Annotated in this window: 6 protein-coding genes; 5 read left to right on the forward strand and 1 reads right to left on the reverse strand. The window is 73.5% G+C overall.

Annotated elements, in window-relative coordinates; all coding sequences use genetic code 11:
* Positions 1-87 precede the first annotated feature (87 nt).
* From HED23_RS10080 to HED23_RS10100, 4 genes are all read left to right on the forward strand, one after another.
* A complete protein-coding gene (locus HED23_RS10080) occupies positions 88-14,634 on the forward strand; it encodes a non-ribosomal peptide synthetase (RefSeq protein WP_203183062.1) in 14,547 nt (4,848 codons plus the stop codon).
* Positions 14,631-22,190 carry a non-ribosomal peptide synthetase gene (locus HED23_RS10085; RefSeq protein ID WP_203183063.1) on the forward strand — a complete coding sequence of 2,520 codons (7,560 nt, stop codon included), beginning with the start codon at positions 14,631-14,633 and terminating at the stop codon, positions 22,188-22,190. The genes HED23_RS10080 and HED23_RS10085 overlap by 4 nt, the downstream gene beginning before the upstream one ends.
* A 73-nt stretch (positions 22,191-22,263) precedes the next feature.
* On the forward strand, positions 22,264-22,716 hold the full coding sequence (locus HED23_RS10090; protein WP_203183064.1) for a GNAT family N-acetyltransferase: 453 nt from the start codon (positions 22,264-22,266) through the stop codon (positions 22,714-22,716).
* Between the two features lie 1,123 nt (positions 22,717-23,839).
* Positions 23,840-24,385: a GNAT family N-acetyltransferase gene (locus tag HED23_RS10100; RefSeq protein WP_203183066.1), complete on the forward strand. Its 546-nt coding sequence runs from the start codon at positions 23,840-23,842 to the stop codon at positions 24,383-24,385.
* 81 nt (positions 24,386-24,466) lie between these two features.
* Here HED23_RS10100 and aztA read toward each other — a convergent pair whose 3' ends face one another.
* Positions 24,467-25,210, reverse strand: coding sequence for a zinc ABC transporter ATP-binding protein AztA (gene aztA / locus HED23_RS10105; protein WP_203183067.1), 744 nt, complete (start codon positions 25,208-25,210; stop codon positions 24,467-24,469).
* Between the two features lie 15 nt (positions 25,211-25,225).
* Between aztA and aztB the strand changes: the two genes are divergently transcribed.
* The gene (gene aztB / locus HED23_RS10110) at positions 25,226-26,083 is read left to right on the forward strand and encodes a zinc ABC transporter permease AztB (protein ID WP_203183068.1); all 858 of its coding nucleotides are present in this window, start codon (positions 25,226-25,228) and stop codon (positions 26,081-26,083) included.
* The last annotated feature ends 8 nt before the right edge of the window (positions 26,084-26,091 follow it).

The raw sequence follows: 26,091 nt of genomic DNA on the forward strand, positions 1-26,091 counted from the left end.
CGTCGACGATCGGTGCACTGGCGTGGCCGGATTCGTCCGGCCCTTCTTCACCGTCCCCGAAATCTCTCCCCAAAGGTGTGGACCGGCATGCAGAAAAACCGTTCTCTCCCCGTGAATGCGACTCCCGAAGGTCTTCTCGAACTGACCACGGCACAGCAGGGTGTGTGGTACGGGCAACTCGTCGACCCGGACAGTCCGAAATACAACATCGGGGAATGCTTCGAGATCCACGGTGACCTCGACGAGGAATTGTTCGCGGCCGCGTTCGGCCGGGCCGTCGCTCTGTGTGACAGCCTGAACCTCGAGTTCGTCGCCCAGGAAGAGACGGTGCGTCAGCGCGTCGCCGACCACCCCGCGTCCGACACGGGCCGTCTCCGGATCCTCGATCTGTCCGACGCCGGAGATCCCGCCGCCGCGGCCGAGCGCTACATGGCCGACGACATGTACACCGTCGACCGGCTCGACGCCCCGCAGCACCACTTCGCGTTACTGCGCCTCGGTGTCCGGCTGCACTACTGGTACGTCCGCTTCCACCACATCGCAGTCGACGGCCTCGGCGGTGCCGTCTTCGGCCGCATGGTTGCCGACCTCTACGGGCGTGCCGTACGGGGCGAGGACATCGCCGCCGCGGAGCTGCCCGCCGCACCCCTGCACGAGCTCACGGCCGACGAGGCGGCCTACCGCGGCTCGGACCGTTCCGACGCCGACCGCGCGTACTGGACCGCCAAGTTCGCCGACCTGTCAGGTGCCGGTGCGGACGGAGAGGGAGACGACGCGCAACCACACGGCGGAGGCGGCGCCCTCGTCCGCCGGCGCACCGACGCACCGGCACCGGAGGGGCCCGGAGCCGAAGTCCGCACGCACACCGGTGAGATGCACACCGGTGAGACCCTCCCCGTCTCCGTCCTCGACGACCTGCGCGGACTCGCCGCCGACCACCGCACCAGATGGTCCGCCGTCCTCGTGAGCGCGGTCGCCGCCTACGTCGGCCGGGTCACCGGGGCGCAGGACGTCACCGTGGGCCTCGCCTCCAACGGCCGTCACGGCGGTCTGCGGCACATCGTGGGTATGACAGCCAACATCCTGCCGCTACGGGTGTCCGTCACCGGAGACATGACGGTCGGCGCCCTCGTGCGCGCCGTGGCCGCCGAGATGGGCGGCGCGCTGCGCCACCGGCGCTTCTCCCGCGAGCAACTCGCCCGTGAGCTGAACATGAGCGACGGCGCGGCACGCCTGACCGACGTCGTCGTCAACATCATGGGATACGACTACGACCTCGACTTCGGCGGCAGCCCCGCGTCCTCCCGGGTCCTGTCCATCGGCCCGGTCGACGACGTCTCCCTCTTCGTGTCCGAGCGGGCCGAGGGCAAGGGCCCGTTGATCGGCTTCGACGCCAACCCGGAGCTGTACCACCCCGATGACGTGCGGCTGCTCCAGCAGGCGCTCGTGTCCTTCCTCTCCGCCCTGGCCCGCGCGGACGCCGGCACGGCTCTTCGCGACCTGCCGTTCCTCGACGGTGCCGCGGCCGAGGCGCTGCTCGCCCAGGGGCGTGGCACCGCTCTGCCCGCCGACAGGACGGCATCGAGCCTGCCGGAGGCGTTCGGTGCGCAGGCCCGGCTGACTCCCGAGGCCCCGGCAGTGGTGGACGGTGCCTCCACGCTCTCCTACCAGCAGCTGGCGCGGACGGCGGAAGGCCTCTCCCGCGCTCTGGCGGGATGGGGGATCGGCGCCGAGGACGGCGTCGGCGTCCTGGTGGGCCGGTCGACGGCAGTGGTGTGCGCCACGCTCGGTACGGTCGGCGCGGGCGCCGCGTACGTGCCGATGGACGCCGCCTGGCCGGCCGAGCGGCTCGGCCGCGTCGCCGAAGTCGCCCGCGTCCGCGCCCTGGTGGTCGACGAGGCCGCCGCCGCCCGGCCATGGGTCGAGGAGACGGCCGCCACCCTGCCGGTGATCGTCGTCGACGGTGCGGGCCGTGTCCTGCGCGGCGCTCCGCCACGACCGAGACCGCTGCCGGGAGTGATCCCCGCCGGCCGGCTCGCCTACGTGATGTTCACCTCCGGTTCCACCGGCCTGCCCAAGGGCGTCGGCGTCACCCACACCGACGTCATGGCGCTGGCCGCCGACGCCGCCTGGAGGGACGGTGCCTGTGAAGCGGTGCTCCTGCACTCGGCCTATGTCTTCGACGCCTCCACGTTCGAGATCTGGGTGCCGCTCCTGAACGGCGGACGTGTGGTCGTCGCCCCCGGAGGCGTACTGGAGGCGCCGGTCCTGCAGGACGTGGTGGACCGGCACGGAGTGACCGCGCTGTTCCTGACGACGGCACTCTTCAACGTGGTCGCCGAGGCCGGCCCCGCGGCGTTCGCCGGGCTGCGCCTCGTCGCCGCGGGTGGCGAGGCCGCCACCCCGGGACTGATGCAGGAAGTGGCCGCCGCCGCGCCCGGCACGCGGGTGCTGCACGTGTACGGGCCCACGGAGACCACGACCTTCGCCACCCGCCACCAGGTCTCCGCGGGCTCCCCGGGCGTGCCGCCCATCGGCCGGGCCCTCGACGGGATGCGCCTCTACGTGCTGGACGGTGCCCTCGCCATGGTGCCGCCCGGCGTCGTGGGGGAGCTCTACGTGAGCGGCCACGGCGTCGCCCGTGGCTACCAGGGCCGCGCGCGTCTGACCGCCACCCGGTTCGTCGCCGACCCGTACGAGGCGCGTGGTGGCCGGATGTACAGGACCGGCGACCTCGTGCGCTGGACCGCGCGCGGTGAAATCGAGTACGTCGGACGCGCGGACGGGCAGGTCAAACTCCGCGGATTCCGCATCGAGCCCGCCGAGATCGAGAACACCCTGCTCGCCGACCCGGACGTGCGCGCCGCGTGCGTGACGGTCCGCGAGGACATACCGGGCGACCGGCGGCTCGTCGCCTATGTCGTGCGGACCCCCGGCGCCCCGCCGGACGACACGGCCCTGGCCCGCCGCGTGAGGCGCGCCCTGCCCGCGTACATGGTTCCGTCCGCGTTCGTCGTCCTCGACGCCCTGCCCCTGAACCCCAACGGCAAGGTCGACCGCCGTGCCCTGCCCGTACCGCAGGCCGTCACCACCACGGGCCGCGCCCCGCGCACGGCCTACGAGGAGGTCCTGGCCGGCCTGTTCGCCGACGTGCTGGGTGTCGACGCGGTGGGCATCGACGACAACTTCTTCTCCCTGGGCGGCCACTCCCTGCTCGCGACCCGCCTCATGGGCCGGGTACGGGCCGCACTGGGCGCCGAACTCGGCATGCGCACCCTCTTCGACCATCCCACGGTCGTCTCCCTCGCCGCGGCTCTCGACACCGCGGGGACGGCCCGGCCGGCCCTCGTCCCGCAGCAACGGCCCGAAGCGGTACCCCTGTCCTTCGCGCAGCAGCGCCTCTGGTTCCTCGACCGCGCCGAGGGACCGAGCGACACCTACACCATCCCGCTCGTGCTCGAACTCGAAGGCACCCTGGACGCGGAGGCCCTGCGTGGCGCGCTCGCCGACGTGGTCGCCCGGCACGAGAGCCTGCGCACCGTCTTCGCCGAGCACGACGGTGTGGCCCGCCAGGAAGTCCTCGACGCGTCCGCCGCCGAGGTGCTCGTGCCCCTCGTCGTCGAGCTGCCCCCGGCCGGGGAGAACGCCGACGCCTGGGCCGAGCGCACGGTGCGCCGACTGTCCGCGGACCCCTTCGACCTCGCAGGCGACATCGGAGTCCGAGCCCACCTGCTCCGCCTGGACGCCGCCCGCCACGTCCTCGTCCTCGTCCTCCACCACGTCGTCGCCGACGGCTGGTCCCTCGCCCCGCTCAGCAGAGACCTCGGCGCCGCCTACCGCGCCAGGAGCTCGGGCGCGAGCGAGCCCGACTGGCCCGCGCTGGGAGTGCAGTACGCCGACTACACCCTCTGGCAGCGACGGCTGCTCGGCGACGACGGCGACCCGGACAGCCTGGCCGCACGCCAGCTCGCCTTCTGGCGGGAGGCGTTGCGCGGCGCCCCCGACCTGCTGGACCTGCCACTCGACCGGCCGCGCCAGGCCGTGGCCGGCCACAAGGGAGACGCGGTCCCCTTCGAGCTGCCCGCCCCCGCGCACGCCGCGCTCGTGGGGCTCGCCCGCGCCTCGGGCTGCACCCCCTTCATGGTGCTTCAGGCGGCCCTCGCCGTGACGCTGCACGCCCACGGCGCCGGCACCGACATCCCGCTGGGCACCGCGGTGGCCGGACGGACCGACGAGGCCCTCGACGACCTGGTCGGATTCTTCGTCAACACCGTCGTGCTGCGCGCGGACCTGTCGGGTGAGCCGACCTTCCGCGAACTGCTCCGCAGGGTGAAGGAATTCGACATCGCGGCCTTCGGCCACGTCGACATGCCGTTCGAGCGGATCGTGGAGGCGCTCAACCCCGAACGGTCCGGCGACCACCACCCGCTCTTCCAGACCATGCTGGTCCTCCAGAACCAGGACCGGGCCGGGCTCGACCTCCCGGGCGTCACGGTCCACGACCGGTCCCGGCACACCGGGGTCAGCAAGTTCGATCTGACGTTCTCGCTCACCGAGCTGACCGAGCTGACCGAAGCCATCGAGGTCACGGAAGCCACCGGGACTGCCGAGGTCGCCGAAGTCGCCGGAGTCACGGAAGCCCGCGATGCCCGCGACGCCCGCGAAGGCACCGGCTCCGCCGAGGACACCCGTGCCGGCGCAGGCGGCATCGGCGGCTACCTGGAATACGCCACCGACCTCTTCGACGAGGGCACAGCCCGCGCACTGTGCGCCCGCTTCGCCCGCGTCCTCACCCTCGCAGTGACCGAACCCGACCGCTCCGTCGGCGATCTCGACCCGCTCGCCCCGGAGGAGCGGGACCGCCTCCTCGGCCAGGGCCGCGGCGCGGAGCGCCCGCCGCCCGCCCGCACCGTGCCCGAGGCGGTCCGGGAGTGGGCAGCCCGCACACCTCACGCGGTCGCGGTGCGTGACGCGCACACGAGCCTCACCTACGCCGATCTCGACGCCCGCGCCGACGCCCTCGCCCACGTCCTGCGCGAGCGGGGCGCGGGCCCTGAGGACCGGGTGGCCCTCGCCGCGCCACCGTCGGTGGACACCGTCGTCGCCATGCTGGCCGTCCTGCGGGCCGGAGCCGCCTACCTGCCCGTCGATCCGCAGTATCCGCCCGCCCGCATCCGGCACATGCTCGACGACGCCCGGCCCGTCCTGCTGCTGACGACCACGGCCGCCCACGCGGACCTGCCCGCCTGCGACGTACCGTGGCTCGCCCTCGACGGTCCGGCGTCCCCGCCCGAGGGGCCCGCCGCGCCCGGCACCGTCACGTCCCACCCCGCTGACCCCGCGTACGTCATCTACACCTCCGGATCCACCGGCCGCCCCAAGGGGGTGGTCGTGACGCACGAAGCACTCGCCAATCACACGGACTGGATGGCGCGGTACCTGACCGTCACCCCGGAGGACCGGGTCCTCGCCCGCACCTCCACCAGCTTCGACGCCTCCGTGTGGGAGCTGTGGCTCCCGCTGACGAACGGCGCCGAGGTCTGTGTGCTGCCTGACGGCGCCAACCGGGAACCCCTCGCCCTCGTCTCCTGGATGAGCCGATTCGGCGTCACGGTCGCCCAGTTCGTGCCCTCGCACCTGACCCACGTCCTCAGCGAGGCGGCGCACGCCGAGCCCCTGCCCGCCCTGCGCGCCGTCCTGTGCGGCGGTGAACCACTGCCGCGGACCCTCGCCCACGACGTCGCCGAGCTGTGGCGGGCGGAGGCACACAACCTCTACGGGCCGACCGAGGCCACCATCGACGCCACCGCGCACCGCGTCGACGGGCCGGGGGCCGGTGCCGGGGCGGACCGCGGCGCACCGTCCGAGACCGTGCCGATCGGCCTGCCCGTCGACACGATGCGCACCTACGTCCTCGACGGCCGGCTGCGGCCCGTACCGCCCGGCGTCACCGGGGAGCTGTACCTCTCGGGCCCCAACCTCGCCCGCGGCTATCTGGGCCGGCAGGCGCTCACAGCGGCACGGTTCGTGGCTGACCCCTTCGACGCCACCGGTGCCCGTATGTACCGGACGGGCGACCTCGTACGGTGGAACGGGCACGGCCTGCTCGACCACGTGGCCCGCGCCGACGACCAGGTCAAGCTCCGGGGCTTCCGCATCGAGCTGGGCGAGGTCGAGGCCGCGGTGCTGGCGAGGCCCGGCGTCGCGGCCGCCTGCGCCGTGATCCGCGAGGACGCACCCGGCCGGCGCCGGCTCGTCGCCTACGCCGTCACCCGCGACCCGGCCCTGCGCCCCGCCGCCCTGCGCGACGCCCTGGCCGAGACCCTTCCCCACTACATGGTCCCGGGCGCCGTAGTCGTCATGGACGACCTGCCCCTCCTGCCCAACGGCAAGGTGGACAGACGTGCCCTGCCCGAGCCCGAGCCGGACACCGGCGCTCCTGCCGGACCGGGGCCGCGCACCCTCCAGGAGGACCTGCTCGCCGGGATCTTCGCCGACGTCCTGCAGCGGCCCCGCGTGGGACCGCACGACAGCTTCTTCGACCTCGGCGGGCACTCCCTCCTCGCCATGCGCGTCATCAGCCGTGTCCGCGCAGTCCTGGGTGCCGAGATCGACGTGCGCACCCTCTTCGAGAACCCGACCGCCGGGGGCCTCGCGCGCGTCCTCGACACGACGGGCCGGGCGCGCCCCCCGGTGGTGCCGGCGGAGCGGCGCCCCGACCCGCTGCCGCTGTCCCACGCGCAGCAGCGCCTGTGGTTCCTCAACCGGCTCGAAGGCCCCAGCTCCGCCTACAACATCCCGCTCGTTCTCGAACTGCACGGCTCCCTGGACACCGACGCCCTGCGCGCCGCCGTGTGCGACGTCGTGGAGCGGCATGAGGCACTGCGCACCCTGTTCCCGGAACGGGATGGAGTTCCGCACCAGTTGATCCTCCCCGTCGCCGACGCCGCTCCCCGTCTGGCTGTCACGGTCCTGTCCCCCGCCGAGCTGGAAGGGGCCGTCCTGGCCGCCGTGCGCGAGCCCTTCGACGTCGTGGCGGACGTACCGCTGCGCGCCCGGCTGCTGCGCTCCGCCCCCGGACACCACGTCCTGGTGCTCGTCCTGCACCACATCGCGGGCGACGGCTGGTCCCTCGCCCCGCTCGCCCGCCATCTCGGCGACGCCTACCGGGCGCGTGTCGAGGGCAGGGAGCCCGGGCTCACGGCCGGCACCCCGGTCCAGTACGCCGACTACACGCTCTGGCAGCACACCGCTCTGGGGGACGGCGTCGCCCCGGGGAGCGTGCTGAGGCAGCAGCTCGACCACTGGCACACCGCCCTCGCGGGGCTGTCCGGACCGACCGACCTGCCGCTCGACCGGCCGCGCCCGGTCACCACCGATCCGAGGGGAGCCGTCCACACCTTCGACGTGCCGGACCCCGTGTACGCACAACTGCTCCGTCTGGCGCGTGAGTCGGGCAGCAGTCTGTTCATGGTGCTCCAGGCGGCGGTGGCCACCGTGCTGCACCGCCACGGAGCCGGCGAGGACATCCCGTTCGGCTCGCCCGTCGCCGGCCGCACCGACGAGGCGCTGGAGGACCTGGTCGGGTTCTTCGTCAACACGCTCGTCCTGCGCACCGACCTGTCCGGCCTTCCGACGTTCCAGGAACTGCTGGTGCGGGTGCGGGAGTTCGACCTGGCGGCCTACATGAACCAGGACGTGCCCTTCGAGCGGCTGGTCGAAAGCATCAACCCCGTCCGGGCGCACAACCACCACCCGCTGTTCCAGACCATGCTGGTCCTCCAGAACCAGGAGACCGCGCGCCCCGACCTGCCGGGTCTCACCGTCGAGGACCGGCTCGTCCACAACGGTCTGAGCAAGTTCGACCTCACCTTCGCCTTCACCGAGGAGCAGGGCGAGGGACGCCTCACCGCCGGCATCGAGTACGCCACGGCGCTCTTCGACCGGACCACCGTCGAAACGCTCGCGGTCCGCCTGGTCCGCCTCCTGGAACAGGCGGCCGCCGACCCGGGCCTGCCCCTGGCGGACTACGACCTGATGACGCCGGACGAGCGTGTCCGTGTCACACACTGGGGCACCGGACGCGACCTGCCGACGGGCACCGCGGAAGCCACCCTGCCCGCCCTCTTCGCAGCCCAGGCACACCGCACCCCGGACGCCGTGGCCGTGACCGGCGACGACGGCACTCTCACGTACGCCGAGCTCGACGGGATCTCCGCCGGTCTCGCCCGAGCCCTGGCGGGCCTCGGCGTAGGCCCCGAGTCAGGGGTGGGCGTGCTGCTGGCCCGGTCGCCTGCCGTGGTGTCGGTATCGCTCGGCACGGTCCGGGCAGCCGGCGCCTACGTCCCGCTGGACGCGCGCTGGCCCGAGGAACGGCTGGAACAGGTCGCCGGGGTGGCGGCCGTCCGGGTCCTCGTGGTCGACGAGAGCACCTGCGCCTCGCCCTGGGTGGCCGCCAGGGCCGCCAGGACGCCGGTCGTGGTCGTGGACCGGTCCGGCCGGATCCTGCGGGGTGCGCCCGGGCGTCCAAGCCGTCCGGCGGCCCCGCCCGGCCCGGAGGCGCTCGCCTACGTCATGTTCACCTCCGGCTCGACCGGCCTGCCCAAGGGCGTCGGGGTCACGCACGCCGACGTCGTCGCGCTCACGGCCGACTCCGCCTGGGACGGCGGAGCCGCCGACGCGGTCCTGATGCACTCCGCGTACGTCTTCGACGCCTCCACCTTCGAGATCTGGGCCCCGCTCCTGCGCGGCGGCAGGGTCGTCGTCGCACGGGACGGCGTCCTGGAGGCCGGTGTCCTCGGTGACGCCGTGCAGGAGCACGGCGTCACCGCCGTCTTCCTGACGACGGCCCTGTTCAACGTGATCGCCGAGACGGGCCCGGGCGCGTTCGCCGGACTCCGGCTCGTCTGCGCCGGCGGGGAGCTCGCCTCTCCGGACGCGATGCAGCGGGTCGCCGGCGCCACACCGGGCATCCGTGTCCTCCACGTGTACGGGCCCACCGAGACCACCACCTTCGCCACCCGCTACGAGGTGGCGGCGGGCCTGACGTCCGGCCCGCCGCCCATCGGGCGCGCCCTGGACGGGATGCGCCTCCACGTCCTCGACGGCTCCCTGGGCCCGGTCCCGCCGGGAGTCGTGGGCGAGCTGTACCTCGCCGGACGCGGCGTGGCACGCGGATACACCGGTCTCCCCGGCCTGACCGCCGCACGCTTCGTGGCGGACCCGTTCGGCCCGGCGGGCAGCCGCATGTACCGCACCGGTGACCTCGTCCGATGGACCCACGACGGCCAGATCGCCTACGTCAACCGCGCCGACGGGCAGGTCAAGCTGCGAGGCCACCGCATCGAACTCGGCGAGATCGAGGGCGTGCTCGCCTGCGCCGCGGGTGTGGCCGACTCCTTCGCCGTCGTGCGCGAGGACACCCCCGGCGACCGGCGGCTGGTCGCGTACGTGGTGCCGGCGGGCGGCGCGCGCCCCGAACCCGACGACCTCGCGCGGACGGTCGGCCGGTCCCTGCCCGCCTACATGGTGCCCTCCGCGTTCGTCCTGCTCGACGCGCTGCCGCTGACCGTCAACGGCAAGGTGGACCGGCGCGCGCTGCCCGCCCCCGAGCACCGGGCTCCGGTACGAGGGCGCGCCGCCCGCACCGTCCGCGAGGAGATCCTGTGCGGGCTGTTCGCCGATGTGCTCGGCCTGGCCGGGGCGGCAGCCGACGACAACTTCTTCTCCCTGGGCGGCCATTCCCTGCTCGCCACCCGTCTCGTCGCGCGCGTCCGCACCGCGCTCGGAGTGGAGGTCCAGGTCAAGGCCCTCTTCGAGCACCCCACGCCCGCCGCGCTCGCCGCGGTGCTGGACGGCGCCGACGAGGCGAGGAAGCCCCTGGAGCGAGCCCCGAGCCGCCCCGATCCGCTGCCGCTGTCCTTCGCGCAGCAGCGGCTGTGGTTCCTCGGCCGTCTGGAGGGGCCCAGCGCCACGTACAACGTGCCGCTCGTACTCCGGCTGGGCGGCCCGCTGGACGCGGAGGCCATGGAGAGCGCCCTCTCGGACGTCGTCGAACGCCACGAGAGCCTGCGCACCGTCTTTCCCGACACAGGCGGTGTGGCGCGTCAGGCCGTCCTCGGCGCCGACGGCGCCGACCTCGACCTGACGCCCCGCGAAACCGGTCCCGGCGACCTCGACGAGGTCCTGCGCGCCGAGGTGTCGCACGCCTTCGACGTGAGCACCGAACTCCCCGTACGGGCCAGGCTGCTGAGACTCGGCGACGAGGACCACGTCCTCGTACTGGTCGTCCACCACATCGCGGGCGACGGCTGGTCCCTGGCCCCGCTCGCCCGCGACCTGGGCGAGGCCTACCGGGCACGTACCGAGGGCGTGGAGCCCCCATGGACGGAACTCGCGGTCCAGTACGCCGACTACACCCTGTGGCAGCGCGCACTGCTCGGCGACGAGGACGACCCGGACGGCCAGGCCGCCCGCCAGCTGGAGTTCTGGCGCACCGCGCTCGCGGGCGCCCCCTACCTGCTCGACCTGCCCTACGACCACCCCCGCCCCGCCGTCACGGCGCACCGCGGCGACGCGTTCGCCTTCACCGTCGGCGCGGACACCCACCGGGCCCTGGCCGATCTCGCCCGCGCCCGGGGGTGCAGCCTCTTCATGGTTCTCCAGGCAGCCCTGTCGGTGCTCCTCTCCCGGCACGGCGCCGGCGAGGACATCCCGCTCGGCACCGCCGTCGCCGGACGGACCGACGAGGCCCTCGACGACCTGGTGGGCTTCTTCGTCAACACCCTCGTCCTGCGCACCGACCTCAGCGGCGATCCCACCTTCGGCGACGTGCTCGACCGCGTCCGGGAGTTCGACCTGGCGGCCTACGCCCACCAGGACGTGCCGTTCGAGCGGCTGGTGGACTCCCTCAGCCCGGTGCGGGCCCAGGACCACCACCCGCTGTTCCAGACCATGCTGGTCCTGCAGAACCAGGCGGACGCGGTGGTCGACCTGCCCGGTCTCACGGTGACGGCCCAGCCCGTGCACACCGGCATCAGCAAGTTCGACCTGACCTTCACCTTCACCGAGACACGTGACGGCGAAGGCCTGCCCACCGGCCTGGACGGCGTCCTCGAGTTCTCCACCGAACTCTTCGCCCACGACACCGCGCACACCCTGGCCGGACGGCTGGCACGTCTGCTCGCCTCGCTGGCCGCCGACCCGGGCCGCCGCGTCCACGCCGCCGACGTCCTGGACGCGTCCGAGCGGCGGAGTCTCGAACGCGCCGCGCACGGCCCGGTCCGGACCGTGGCCGCGTGCACGGCGCCCGAAGCGTTCCGCGCCCAGTGCGCACGTACCCCTGCGGCGACCGCCGTCCTGGTGGGCGCACACCGCCTCACCTTCGGCGAACTTGACGCCCTGTCGGACGATCTGGCGCACCACCTGCTAGGCCGGGGCATCGGTCGCGGAGACCTCGTCGCCCTCGCCCTGGAGGGCACCGCCGACCAGGTCGTCGCGATGCTGGCGGTGGCCAAGGCCGGTGCGGCGTACCTACCGGTCGACCTGGAGTACCCGGAGGCGCGCATCGCCCACATGCTCGACGACGCGCATCCGTCGCTGCTCATCACCCACGGCACCGAACGCGCCACGCGGTACGGCCCGTCCGTGCCCTGCCTCGCCCTCGACGACCGGGCCGCCTGGTCCACCGGGGGCACGGTGCCGCCCTCCGCCGCCCCGGACCCGCGCGACGCCGCGTACGTCATCTACACCTCGGGCTCCACCGGCCGGCCCAAGGGCGTCGTCGTCACGCACGCCTCCCTGACCAACCACATGGCGTGGATGGCGGACCACCTCCGCCTCACCGACGACGACCGGGTCCTCGCCCGTACCTCGCCGAGCTTCGACGCCTCCGTCTGGGAGACATGGCTCCCGCTCCTGCACGGAGGTGCCACCTGCCCCGTCCCGGCCGCCGCCAACCACGACCCGGCGCGGCTGCTGGCCCTCATGCGCGGCGCGGGCACGACCCTCGCCCAGTTCGTGCCCGCACACCTCTCGCTCGTCCTCACCGAGACCACTCCCGACGAGGTGCCCGCGACCCTGCGGGCCGTCCTCTGCGGCGGTGAACCCCTGCCCCGGCACCTGGCGGAGCGGGTCGGACAGGCGTGGCGGGTCGAGGTGCACAACCTCTACGGGCCCACCGAGACGACCATCGACGCCACCGCCCACCACCACCCGGGCGGGAGTGAGGACGCCCCGGCGGGGGAGGGGAACGTGCCGCTCGGCCGCCCGCTCGACAACACCCGCGCCTACGTCCTGGACGCCGGTCTCCAGCCGGTGCCGCCGGGCGTCACCGGGGAGCTCCACGTCGCCGGCGAGGGCCTCGCGCGCGGCTACCTGGGCCGCCCCGGCCTGACCGCCGCGCGGTTCGTCGCCGACCCGTACGGCCCTGCCGGAAGCCGCATGTACCGCACCGGCGACCTCGTCCGACGGGACGCCGACGGTCTGCTCAGCTATGTCTCCCGCGCGGACGACCAGGTCAAGCTGCACGGCTTCCGCATCGAACTCGGCGAGGTCGAGGCCGCTCTCACCGCACTCGACGGCATCGCCGCCGCCTGCGCCCTCGTCCGCGAGGACCGGCCGGGCGAGCGGCGTCTGGTCGCCTACACCGTCGCCGGCACGCGCGCCTCCGCGGTCCTGCCGGAGAGCGAGCTGCGCAGCCGGCTGATGTCGGTCCTGCCGCCGTACATGGTGCCCGCCGTCCTCGTACCCCTCGACGCCCTGCCGCTGCTGCCCAACGGCAAGACCGACCGGCGCGCACTGCCCGCCCCGGCGCGCCCCGCCGCCACCCGGACGGGCGGAGTACCGCGCACCGCACAGGAACGCGTCCTGTGCGAGGTGTTCGCAGCCGTCCTGGGTGCTCCCGCCGTCCGTACCGACGACGACTTCTTCGCGCTCGGCGGTGACAGCATCCTCTCCATCCAGCTCGTCAGCCGGGTCCGCGCCGCCGGTCTCGGAGTCACCCCGCGCGATGTCTTCGTCCACCGGACCCCGGAGGCCATCGCGGCCGTGGCCACCGCGATCGGCCAGGACACCGCCGCGCCGGACGGGCAGGGCACCGGTGAGATGCCCCCGACGCCCATCGCCGCATGGTTCCTGGAGCGGCTCGGCACCACGGACGGCTACAACCAGTCCGGCGTGCTGCGCACGCCCGTGGGCGCCGACGAGGAATCACTCGTAGCCACCCTCCAACTCCTCATCGACCACCACGACATGCTCCGGCTGCGGACCACGAGGACCGCCGACGGCGAACCCGTCCTCGAAGCCCTGCCGCCCGGCTCCGTGCCGGCCGCTCACCGCTTCACCCGGGTCGACGTCGCGGGTCTCGACGCCGACGCCGTCCGTGCCGCCGTCACCGAGGCGGGCGAACCGGCGCGCAGGCGGCTGCGGCCCTCCCACGGGGAGGTGGTCGAGGCCGTCTGGTGCGACGCCGGGCCGCACAGGCGGGGGCAGTTGCTGCTCGTCGTGCACCACCTCGCCGTCGACGCGGTCTCCTGGCGCATCCTCGCCACCGATCTGGCCACCGCCTGGCAGTCCGTCACCGGGGCCGCGACCGCCGACGGACGGCCGGTGGCACTGCCCCCGGCCACCACGTCCTACCGGCACTGGGCACAACTCCTGTTCTCCCAGGCGCGTGAAGCCCGACGTGAGGCCGAACTCCCGCTGTGGCAGGCGACGTCGAGGACCCCCGACGCACAGCTCGGATACCGGCCGCTCGACCCCGACCTGGACACCGCCGACCGGACGCGCACCCTGGTCACCCACCTGCCCGCGGCATGGACGAAGCCCCTGCTCACCACGGTGCCGGCCGCCTTCCACGCCGGGGTGGACGACGTCCTGCTCACGGGGCTCGCCCTGGCCGTCTGCTCGTGGCGCGCGGAACGGGCCGCGGCCACCGGCGGGCCCCGGCCGGGCAGCACCGCCGTCCTCCTGGACCTCGAAGGCCACGGCCGGGAGCAGATAGCCGAACACCTCGACCTCTCCCGTACGGTCGGCTGGTTCACCAGCCTCTATCCGGTCCGGATCGACCCCGGAGCCGTCGACGCCCGCGACCCCGGACGCTTCGACGCCACTCTGGTCGAACGTGCCCTCAAACGGGTCAAGGAGCAGCTGCGGACCATCCCCGACCACGGTGTCGGCTACGGAATGCTGCGCCACCTCAACCCCACGACCCGCCCGCTGCTGGCCACCGCACCTCACCCCCAGATCGGCTTCAACTACCTCGGCCGGTACTCCGCTCCGCCCCGGCCGTCGGACGGGACGGACGGCGCCGACTGGGACGTACTCCTCGACGGCGGCGGTCCCCGCAGCCAGGACCCCGACATGCCCGTGCACCACGTCCTCGACATCAACGCGCACGCCGAGGACCTGCCGGACGGTCCGCGCCTGGTGACCCGCTGGACCTGGCCCAGCGACCTCCTCAAGGAGGAGGACATGGAGTCCCTGTCCGACGCCTTCACCCGTGCCCTGCGCGCCGTCGCGGAACACGCCGAACGACCCGAGGCGGGCGGCTGGACGCCGTCCGACCTCCCACTGGTCGCGCTCGACCAGGCCCAGATCGACCGACTGCAGAACAAGTGGGGTGGACGCAAGTGACCGGGTTCCGACTGGAAGACGTACTGCCGCTTACGCCGTTGCAGGCAGGCATGCTCTTCCACGCGCTGTACGACTCCCAGGCCGTGGACGTCTACACCGCGCAGTTCGTCTTCGGCCTCGAAGGCCCCGTCGACGTCCCCGCCCTGCACGCCGCTGTCGGCGGTCTGCTGCGGCGGCACGCCAACCTGCGGGTCGGCTTCCTCCACGAGGACCTCGACGAGCCCGTACAGGCCGTCGCCGCAGAGGTGCCGGTGCCGCTGGAGGAACTGGACCTGACCGGGGCGGCCGGCACGGGCACTGCACAGGAGCGCCTCGACGGGTTCCTCGCCGCCGACCGCACACGCCGCTTCGACCTCGCCACCCCGCCGCTGATGCGGTTCACCCTCGTCCGCACCGCCCCGCAGCGGCACCGGCTGGTCATGACGAGCCATCACATCCTGCTCGACGGCTGGTCGATGCCCCTGCTGGTGCGGGAGCTCTTCGAGCTGTACGCGCACCGGGGCGACGACAGCACGCTGCCGCGCGTCGTCCCCTACCGCACCTACCTCGCCTGGCTGGCGCAGCAGGACCGCGCCGCCGCACTGGAGTCCTGGCGTACCGCCCTCGACGGTATCGAGGCTCCGACCCTGCTCGCCGGGCGCGGCGGGGCGGGTGCGCCAGGCGCCGGGGACCTGCCCGAGACCCTCGCCCTCGACCTCGACGCGGCCACGACGCACCGGCTGCGCGAGACGGCCCGGGCCCACCGCCTCACCCTCAACACCCTGGTCCAGGGTGCCTGGGGCCTGCTGCTCGCGCACCTCACCGGGCGCTCCGACGTCGTGTTCGGCACCACCGTCTCCGGGCGCCCGCCGGAGATCCCCGGCATCGAGTCGATGGTCGGCCTCTTCATCAACACCGTGCCGGTACGGCTCCGCCCCGCACCCGGTGAGACCCTGGCCGAGCTCCTGACCCGGCTCCAGGCGGAGCAGGCCCGTCTCCTCGGTCACCAGTACGTGGGTCTGACCGAGATCCGAGGTGTCACGGGCCTGGACGAACTCTTCGACACGCTGGCCGTTTTCGAGAACTACCCCATGGACGCCGAAGCCCTGCGCACCGCCCGGCAGGGACTGCCCGGTCTCGCCGTGACCGGGTTCAGCGGCTCGGACGCGGCGCACTACCCGCTCACCCTCACCATCGCTCCGGGCGACGCGCTGCGGATCACCTTCGGCTACCGGGCCGCCGTCCTCGGCGGGGACGAGGTGGCCCGCACGGTCGCGCGCATGCGAGGACTGCTGACCGCGATGGCGGAAGGGCTCGGTCTACGGGCCGACGCCGTCCCCGTCCTCCTGGAGGGGGAGCGCGAGAGGCTGCTCTCCCAGGGACGCGGCGCCGCACTCAGACCGGACACCCCTGACACGGGCATCCCGGCCGCTGTCGCCCGGCGTGCCGCCCTGCACCCGGAGGCGGTCGCCGTGTCCGAGTCCGGAAGACAGCTGACCTACCGGCAACTCGACGCCTTTTCGCAGTCGTTGGCGGAAGCCCTGACCGGGCTCGGCGTCGACGAGGAGGACGGCGTCGGTATCCTCATGGGCCGCTCCACGGCCCTGGTCACCGTCTCCCTGGCGGCCCTGCGCGCCGGCGCCGCCTATGTGCCGCTCGACCCGCGCTGGCCCGCCGAACGGCTCACCCGCGTGGCCGAGGTGACGGCCCTGCGCGTCCTGATCGTCGACGGGACCACCCGCACCCACCCGTGGGTGTGCGGGCTCGGGCCCGACACCCACGTGGTGACCGTGGACGCCGCAGGCGGGGTCCTGCACGGCGGACCGGCCGTCCCGGGCCCCCTCCCCACCGTCACGGGCGGCGCCCGGCTCGCCTACGTGATGTTCACCTCCGGCTCGACGGGCCTGCCCAAGGGCGTCGGCGTCACCCACGCCGACATCACCGCCCTCGCGTCCGACCGGACGTGGGGCGAAGGAGCGGCCGACGCGGTCCTCCTGCATTCGGCGTACGTCTTCGACGCCTCCACCTTCGAGATCTGGGCGCCCCTCCTCAACGGCGGCCGTGTCGTCGTGGCCCCCGGCGGTGCCCTGCAGCCCGCCGTGCTCCGAGACCTCGTCACCCGGGACGGCGTGACGGCGGCGTTCCTGACGACGGCCCTCTTCAACGTCATGGCGGAGACCGACCCCGGCACCCTCGGGCTGCTGCGCCTGGTCGCGTCCGGCGGTGAGGCCGCTGCGCCCGGCGTCCTCCAACGCCTCGCCACCGCGCACCCCGGCACCGCCTTCCTCAACGTCTACGGGCCCACCGAGACCACCACCTTCGCCACCCGGCACCGCGTCCGCCCGGGTGAGGATCCCGGCGGTGTGCCCCCGATAGGCCGGCCGCTCGACGGCATGCGCGTCCACGTGCTCGACGTGGCGATGCGGCCCGTGCCGCCGGGCGCGGAGGGCGAACTGTACGTCGCGGGCGCCGGTGTGGCGCGCGGCTACCTGGGGCGCCCCGGTCTCACCGCCACCCGTTTCGTCGCCGACCCGTTCACCGGAACCGGGGAGCGGATGTACCGCACCGGTGACCTCGTGCGCCGGGACCACGACGGCACCCTGCACTACGTCGCCCGGGCCGACCAGCAGATCAAGCTCCGCGGCCACCGCATCGAGCCCGCCGAGATCGAAGCGGCCCTCTGCGCCGACCCGTCCGTGCGCGCCGCCTGCGTCCTGGTCCGCGAGGACCTGCCCGGTGACCGCACCCTGACCGCGTACGTCGTCCCGGCCCCCGGACGGACCCCGGACCCGGACCTGCTCGCCGCCCACGTCGGCCGGCGGTTGCCCGCCTACATGGTGCCGGCCGCCATCCAGCCGGTCGACGCGCTGCCGCTGACCCCCAACGGCAAGCTCGACCGGTCCGCCCTCCCCGCGCCCGCCACCCGGGCCGGCGCCGCGGGCGGGCCACCGCGCAACGCCCACGAGGAGATACTCGCCGGGCTCTTCGCCGACGTACTGGGTGTGGCCCGTGTCGGCATCGACGACAACTTCTTCGCGCTGGGCGGGCACTCCCTGCTCGCCACCCGTCTCGTCGGCCGCGTCCGCACCGCCCTGGGCACGGAGACCGAGATCCGCATCCTCTTCGAGAACCCCACCGCCGCCACCCTCGCCAGGGCCCTGCGTGACGCGGGCCGTCCAGCCCGCCCCGCCCTCGTGCCGCAGGAACGCCCCGCCGTGCTCCCGCTGTCCTACGCGCAGCAGCGCCTGTGGTTCCTCCACCGCCTCGAAGGCCCCTCCGCCACCTACAACATCCCCTTCGCCCTGCGCATCGACGGACCGCTCGACACCGAGGCCCTGCGCCAGGCCCTCCGCGACGTCATAACCCGGCACGCCGCGCTGCGCACCGTCTTCCCCGAGAACGACAGCCGGCCGCGCCAGCACGTCACCGACCCCGACGACATCCGCCTCCCGTTCGCCCTCCGAACCGTCGACGAGGAAGGGCTCACCGACCGGATCCGGGCCGCCGCTGCCGCGCCGATCGACATCGAGCACCGTCTCCCCCTACGGGCGACCCTGCTGCGCCTGTCCGACGACGCCCACGTCCTGGTCCTCGTGGTCCACCACATTGCGGCCGACGGCTCGTCCCTGGCCCCTCTCACCCGCGACCTGGGCGCCGCCTACCGTGCCCGCGCCGGCGGCGGGAAGCCGACGTGGGCCGAACTGCCCGTCGACTACGCGGACTACACCGTCTGGCAGCGCCGGCTGCTCGGCGACGAGCACGACCCCGGGAGCCTCGTCTCACGACAGCTGGCCTACTGGAGAGACGCGTTGGACGGGCTGCCGGAGTTGGTCGAGCTGCCCCGGGACCGGTCGCGCCCCGCCGCGCCCCGGCACACGGGCGCCACCCACGACTTCGCCCTCGACGCCGCGACCGCCCGGGCGGTCGCGGACCTCGCCCGCACCCGCGGATGCAGCGTCTTCATGGTTCTCCAGGCAGCCCTGTCGGTGCTCCTCTCCCGGCACGGCGCGGGCGACGACATCCCGCTGGGCACAGCCGTCGCCGGACGCACCGACGAGGCGTCCTCGGACCTCGTCGGCTTCTTCGTCAACACGCTCGTGCTGCGCACCGACCTGACGGGCGACCCCACGTTCCTCGAACTCCTCGACCGCGTGAAGCAGTTCGACCTCTCCGCGTACGCACATCAGGACGTACCCTTCGAGCGCCTGGTGGAACTGCTCAACCCCGCGCGCTCGCAGAACCACCACCCGCTCTTCCAGACCATGCTCATCCTCCAGAACCACACCCCCGCAGCGCCCGTGGACCTGCCCGGCCTCGAAGCCGCCGGCGTGCCGATCGATGCCGGAGTCAGCAAGTTCGACCTGTCGTTCACCTTCACCGAGACGAACGACGACAGCGGCAGGCCAAGCGGTATGCGGGGCGCCGTCGACTACGCGACGGAGCTCTTCGACGCGGACACGGTCAGCGGCCTCGCCGAACGGCTCGTCGTGCTGATCAAAGCCGTGACCGCCGAGCCCGACCGTCCGCTGAGCACCTACGACGTGCTCACCGCCACCGAGCGCACCCGTCTCGCCACGTGGGGGACCGGGCCCGTCGAGAGCCTGCCCGAGTCGACCGTCCCCGCGCTCTTCGCACAGCGGGTCCGGCTCGACCCGGACGCCCCGGCGGTCCGCGACGCCGTCACCACCCTCACCTACGGCGAACTCGACGCCCGCGCCGAGGCCCTGGCCCAGCACCTCACGGCGCGGGGCATCGGCCCCGAGGACCGGGTGGCCGTCGCGCTGCCCCGCACCCACGACCTCGTCGTCGCCCTCCTCGGCGTCCTCAAGGCCGGGGCGGCGTACGTGCCGCTCGACCCGGACTACCCGGCCCGGCGCCTGTCGTACATGCTCGAAGACGCCCGGCCGCGCCTGCTCCTCACCACGCCTGCCATCCGCCGCGGGCTTCCCGACTTCCCGGTGCCCCACCTGCACGTCGGCGACCTCGGGGACAACACCCGCACGGGCCCCACCCCGGCCCTTCTCCCCGGGCACCCGGCGTACGTCATCTACACATCGGGCTCCACCGGCCGCCCCAAGGGTGTCGTGGTCACCCACCGGGGCGCGGGCGCCATGGCCAGGACGCAGAGCGAGCGGCTGCGCGTCGCCCCGGGCAGCAGAGTGCTCCACATGGCGTCCGTCAGCTTCGACGCCGCGTTCTGGGAGCTGTGCATGGGGCTGCTCTCCGGGGCATGCCTGGAGATCGACGAACGCGACGCCCTGCTCCCCGGCCCCACCCTCGCCGCCCTCGTCCGTGAGCGGGGCATCACCCACCTCACCCTGCCGCCCGCCGCCCTCGCGGTGATGCCGCCCGGCTCGCTGCCCGCCGGAACGACGATGGTGCTCGCCGGTGAGGCCTGCCCGCCCGCCCTGGTGCACGCCTGGGCGCGCGACCGGTTCCTCGTCAACGCCTACGGCCCGACCGAGACCACCGTCTGCGCGACCATGAGCGCCTTCCAGCACGCGGACGGACCGCTCGCCCCCGGCCGCACGGTGCCCATCGGGGTCCCCGTCAACGGCACCCGGGTCCACGTCATGGACGACAGGCTGGCCCCCGCACCGCCCGGCGTCGTCGGCGAACTGTACGTATCCGGCGAGGGACTGGCCCGCGGGTACCACGGCCGGGCCTCCCTGACCGCGTCCCGGTTCGTGGCCGACCCCTCCGGCCGTCCGGGGGGCCGCATGTACCGCACCGGCGACCTGGCGCGCTGGACGGCCGACGGGCAGCTCGTCTACGTCTCCCGGGTCGACGACCAGGTCAAACTCCGCGGTTTCCGGATCGAGTTGGGTGAGATCGAGGCCGCCCTCACGTCCCTGCCCGGCGTCGCCGCTGCCTGTGCCGTCATCCGCGAGGACCGGCCCGGGGACCGGCGCCTGGTCGCGTACACCGTGCCGTCGGAAGGAGCGGCGGGCCCGGCCGACAGCGAGGTGCGCGCGCACCTCGCCGCCACCCTGCCCGACCACATGGTCCCCGCCGCCCACGTACGGCTCGACGTCCTGCCCGTCACTCCCAACGGCAAGACCGACCGACGCGCCCTGCCCGCCCCGGACCAGGCCGTGACTGCCGGAGGACGTGCTCCGGTGACCGAGCGCGAGCGTGCCCTGTGCGACGTCTTCGCGGACGTTCTCGGCGTGCCCGAGGCCGGTGTCACCGACGACTTCTTCGCCCTCGGCGGCCACTCGCTGCTCGCGGTGACCCTGGCGCAGCGGATCGGGGAACGCTTCGGCCGTCGCCCCTCCCTGCGCGCCCTGTTCGCGGCGCCCACCGTCGAGGGAATCGCACGCCTCCTGGAGGACGGGGCGGGGGAGGGTGACGAGGACCACGCCGTCACGCCGGACCTCGCCGGCGAGGTCCGCCTGGCGGATGACATCACCGGCGAGGGCCGTGCCGGAGCGGCGCCGGCTCCTGCCCGCAGGCTCTCCCGTCCTTCCGCCCGGCCTCTCCTGACCGGCGCCTCCGGATTCCTCGGCGCGTTCCTCCTGCGCGACCTCATCGAGACCACCGGCGGCCCGGTCGACTGTCTCGTACGGGCCGAGGACGAGCAGCGCGGTGCGCACCGGCTACGGGCCAACCTGGAGCGCTACAGCTTGTGGCACCCCCGGTACGAGGGTCTGATCCGCCCTGTCCCCGGGGACCTCGCCGCCCCCGGCCTCGGTCTGCCGCCCGAGCGGCGGGCCGCCCTGGTGCGCGGCCTCGGGCCCGTCATCCACAACGGCGCCCGCGTCAACTTCGCCGCCGCGTACGGTGATCTGCGCGCGCCCAACGTGGCCGGCACCGAGGAACTGCTGCGCCTGCTTGCCGACTCCGCCTCACCGGGGATGCACCACGTCTCGACCACGAGCGTCTACGCCCCGGTGTCCGGTTCGGATTCCGTGCCCGTCACCGAGTCGACCCCTACGGGCCCCGCCTCCGGCCTGCCCGACGGATACGCGCGGAGCAAGTGGGTCGCCGAGCAGCTCGTCGTCCTGGCCCGCGAACGCGGCCTGCCGGTGACCGTCCACCGGCCGGGCCGCATCAGCGGCGACACCACGACCGGAGCCTGCCAGGACCGTGACCTGCTGTGGCAGCTCATCAAGGGGTGCCTGCAGGCGGGCGCGGTGCCGGACCTGGCGCACGGGTCGACCGACTGGGTGCCCGTGGACTACGTCAGCGCGGCGGTGGTGGCGCTCTCCGTATCCGGCGGAACGGGGGCCGAGGCCTACCACCTCACCAATCCGGACGCCCCGGGCCTGGACCGCGTCTTCGAAGTGGCCGCCCGCCTGGGCCACGAGGTCCGCACCGTCCCCGCGCCGCACTGGCAGGCGCGCGTCGCGGAACAGCCCGACAACGCGGCACAACTCTTCCTCGGCGACGACGGGCAGAGCCGGCACGAGGCGATGGAGCACCGCGGCTTCGACTCCAGCAGGACGGCCAAGACCGTGGCGTCCCTGGGGATCGAGCTGCAACCCCTGACCGACGAGACGCTGACCCGCTACCTGACCTACTTCCAGGGAACGGGGTTCCTGCCCGCTCCGAGGGGGGTGCGTGCCACGACGTGAGCCGGGGGTGCGGCGAGGGACGGGGGCGTCAGCCGCACTGGATTGTCAGAGGCGGATGGCAGACTCCGCCCGCATGAGCGAACATGTGCGGCTGCGAGATGTCGGCGAGGCCGATCTGGAGGTGTTCCTCGCCCAGGAACACGACCCGGAGGCCGTGCGTCGGTCGAACTTCCCGCCCCGGGAACGTGAGACCTTCATCCGGCACTGGAAGACGAAGGTCCTGGGCGACCCCACCATCTTCGTACAGGCCGTCACCGTGGACGGGGAGCTGGCGGGGAATCTGGTGGCGTGGTGGGAGGGGGACCGGCGCTTCATCGGGTACTGGCTCGGCCGGCAGTACTGGGGCCGGGGCATCGGCACTCAGGCGCTCGCGCTCTTCCTGGACCGGGAGACCGCCCGGCCGCTGTATGCCGATCCCTTCGCCGGGAACACCGGTTCCGTGCGGCTGCTGGAGAAGCACGGCTTCCGGCGCACCGGGACGGTGATGCACGGCGAACACGAGCACATCATGCTGGAGCTCGGGTAGCCGCTTTCGGCGGCCTTGCGACGGCTGTGCGACCGCAGGCCACCGATCGTGGCCGTCTGCCGTACCGACCGTGCCGCGCGCGTCCGCGCCGTCGCCACCCGGCCGAGCGGGAAGGTGACAGCGGCTTCTCCCCGCGCGCGAAGGTGACAGCGGCTTCTCCCCGAGCGGGAAGGTGACAGCGGCTTCTCCCCGAGCGGGAAGGTGACAGCGGCTTCTCTCCGGGCGCGAAGGTGACAGCGGCTTCTCCCCGAGCGGGAAGGTGACAGCGGCTTCTCTCCGGGCTCGCACGGAGACCGCGGCTGTACGCCCGGCCGGCAGCTGGACAGTCCCGGCCTGCTGTGGCTTCCGGCCACCGCTCCGGAAGCCACAGCACCCGCGCCCTCGGTCGCGCCCACCGCACCGGGCGTTGCCGGACCTGTCGCAGCGGAGAGCCGACACGCGGGCGGTCGCGCTCGTGGGCCGCGCCGGCGGGAAGGGGCCCTTCGCGCGGCCGGCAACGGGCCCTTCGTACGGCCGCAGCGCGCCGCGTGCGGCCGGCAGCGGGGACGGCAGGCCGGCTGCCGGGCCTTGGCGCGCCGGGAGCCGGACTGCGACCGGTGCCCGTGTGGGCCCGCTCAGTTGAGGGCGCGCAGCACCAGCCGCACCACTCCCATGGCTCCTCGCGCGATCCACCCGAGCAGCCCTGTCTCGACCGCCACTTCGGCGGCGTCCATGGCCGTCTCCGCCCGGTCCGAACCGGGCCGGCACCGCGAGCAGGAACGGGGCCAACGGCGTTTCTGCTTACCGCACTTCTTGCACATTCGCATGGCCCGATTCTCCCTTCCCGCCCGTGGACCCAGGACCACTGCCCCGCACGTCGGCCGGCGGGGAGCGCGACAGCGCGTACCCGTCCCGGCCGCCCGCGTCTCGGGCGAAGAGCGTCGGGCACCGCTCCACTCGCACCCATGGCACACCGGGACCCGTGCCGATCCCGGACACATGACCACCGACCGGACGATCTGCGCGGTTCTCACGACCACCGGGTCCGCCACGGCCGACTCCAGGTGGCGTACTGACACGCCCAGGTTTTTGAAAGTCGTTTTCATCTGGCTAATGTGAGGGCCTCCCGTGGAAGGACCTCTCGATGAGTCACACCCTGCCCGACGGCTACGTCGTGCGCCCTGCGGCACCGTCGGACGTGGACGGTGCCCGCAACGTCATGCTCGACACGTTCTACAAGGAGTTCGGGTACGGGTACGTGCCCAGGTGGCACCGCGATGTCGTCGACATCCAGGGGACTTACCTCGATGATCCGCGGCACCTCCTGCTCGTGGCCGTCCACGACGGCGAGGTGGTCGCCACCACGGGCGTGAGGTCCCAGGGTCCCGCGCACCCGCCCCACCCCCGATGGCTGGCCGAGCGCTATCCGTCCGGCACCACGGCCCAGCTGGTCCGCGTCTACGTGCGGCCGGACCACCGGCGCCGGGGTCTCGCCCGCGCGCTTGTCGAAGCGGCCCGCGATTTCGTCATGGACGCGCCCGGTTACGAGTGCATCTACCTCCACACCAATGTGCACGTCGAAGGGGCGGAGTCCTTCTGGCGGAGCATGGCCAAGGAGGTGTTCGACGCGCGCACCACCGGGGAGCACGGGCCGGGTGTCGCGACCGTGCACTTCGAGATCCCTTTCTGACCGGCCGGGCAGCGGGCCCTTGCCGTGTGCCCGGGCGGCGCCTGTGGCGGTGCGCCGCCGTCCGCCGCAGGTGGCGCCTCGTCAGGCAGGTTGCCAGATACGGGCGAGCGTCGACGGGGTGAGGAGTTGCCCGGGTTCCCCTTGGCCCACCAGGCGTCCCTCGCGCAGCAGCAGGCAGGCGTCGGCCGAGCGGGCCGCGTCCAGGTCGTGCGTGGCGTGCACGACGGTCACGCCGTCGGTGACCAGATCGGTCAGCAGCGCCGCTATGCGTTCCCTGGCCTCGGGGTCGAGCCCCGTGGTCGGCTCGTCCAGCAGCAGCAGGTCCGACTCCTGGGCGAGCCCCTGGGCGATCAGGGTGCGCTGTCTCTGCCCGCCGGACAGCTCTCCGAGCTGCCGTGCGGCCAGGTCGGCGATACCCATGCGCTCCAGTGCGGAGTTCACCACGGCCCGGTCCTGGCGGGTGAGCCTGCGCCACGCGCCTCGTTCGCCCCAGCGCCCCATCTCCACGGTCTGCCGGACCGTCAGCGGCAGGGTGTCACCGACGGCCCCGCGCTGGGGGACGAACGCCGGTGGCCGACCGTCGGCGTGGTGCAGCTCGCCCGCTGTGGGCTGGATCACACCGGCCAGTACGCCGAGCAGGGTGGACTTCCCGCTGCCGTTCGGGCCGACGAGTGCGGTCGCGGTCAACGGCATTATCTCGGCACTGAGTTGATGGAGTACCGGATGCCCGGCGTAACCCGCTGACAGCTCCGCGATCCGGATGCGAAACGCCGGGCCGGTGGCGGTGGCGGACGATTGGGCCTGTTTGTTGAACATGATTTTCATTGTAGTGTGCTCGCCATGGAGTGGTTGACAGGCCCCTTTGAGGTGACCTTCGTGCAGCGCGCCCTGTGGGGCGGAGTCCTGGTGTCGGCGATATGCGCGCTGGCGGGGACCTGGGTGGTGCTGAGAGGCATGGCCTTCCTCGGCGACGCGATGTCCCACGGGCTGCTGCCCGGAGTCGCGCTCGCCGCGCTGTTGGGGGGCAACCTGCTGGTGGGGGCGCTGCTGAGCGCGGCCGTCATGACAGCCGGGGTCACCGCCCTCGGGCGCAGACCCCGGCTCTCCGAGGACACCGGCATCGGTCTGCTCTTCGTGGGGATGCTGTCGCTCGGCGTCATCATCGTGTCGCGGTCGCAGTCCTTCGCGGTGGACCTGACCGGCTTTCTCTTCGGAGACGTACTCGCCGTCCGCGAACAGGACCTGGCGCTGCTCGGCGGAGCCCTGCTGCTCGCCCTGGCGGTCTCCGTCTTCGGCCACCGCGCCTTCCTCGCCCTGGCTTTCGACCCCCGCAAGGCCCGGACGCTCGGCCTGCGCCCGCGCCTGGCCCACGCCGTACTCCTGGGGCTGCTGGCGCTGGCCATCGTCGCCTCCTTCCACATCGTGGGAACACTGCTGGTCCTGGGTCTGCTCATCGCTCCACCTGCGGCCGCGCTGCCATGGGCGCGCAGTGTCCGGGGCGTGATGGTGCTCGCGGCTCTGCTCGGCACGACCGCCACGTTCGGCGGCCTGCTCCTGTCGTGGCACCTGAGCACCGCGGCCGGCGCGACCGTCTCGGCCCTCGCGGTGGGCCTGTTCTTCCTCTCCCACCTGGCGTCCGGCATCCGCCACCGCCGCAGCGCACGCCCGGCCGGCATCCGCCCGGCGACAACCGACTGAGAGAGACC

The sequence above is a fragment of the Streptomyces pratensis genome, from assembly GCF_016804005.1.
GTDB classification, from domain to species: Bacteria; Actinomycetota; Actinomycetes; order Streptomycetales; family Streptomycetaceae; genus Streptomyces; species Streptomyces pratensis_A.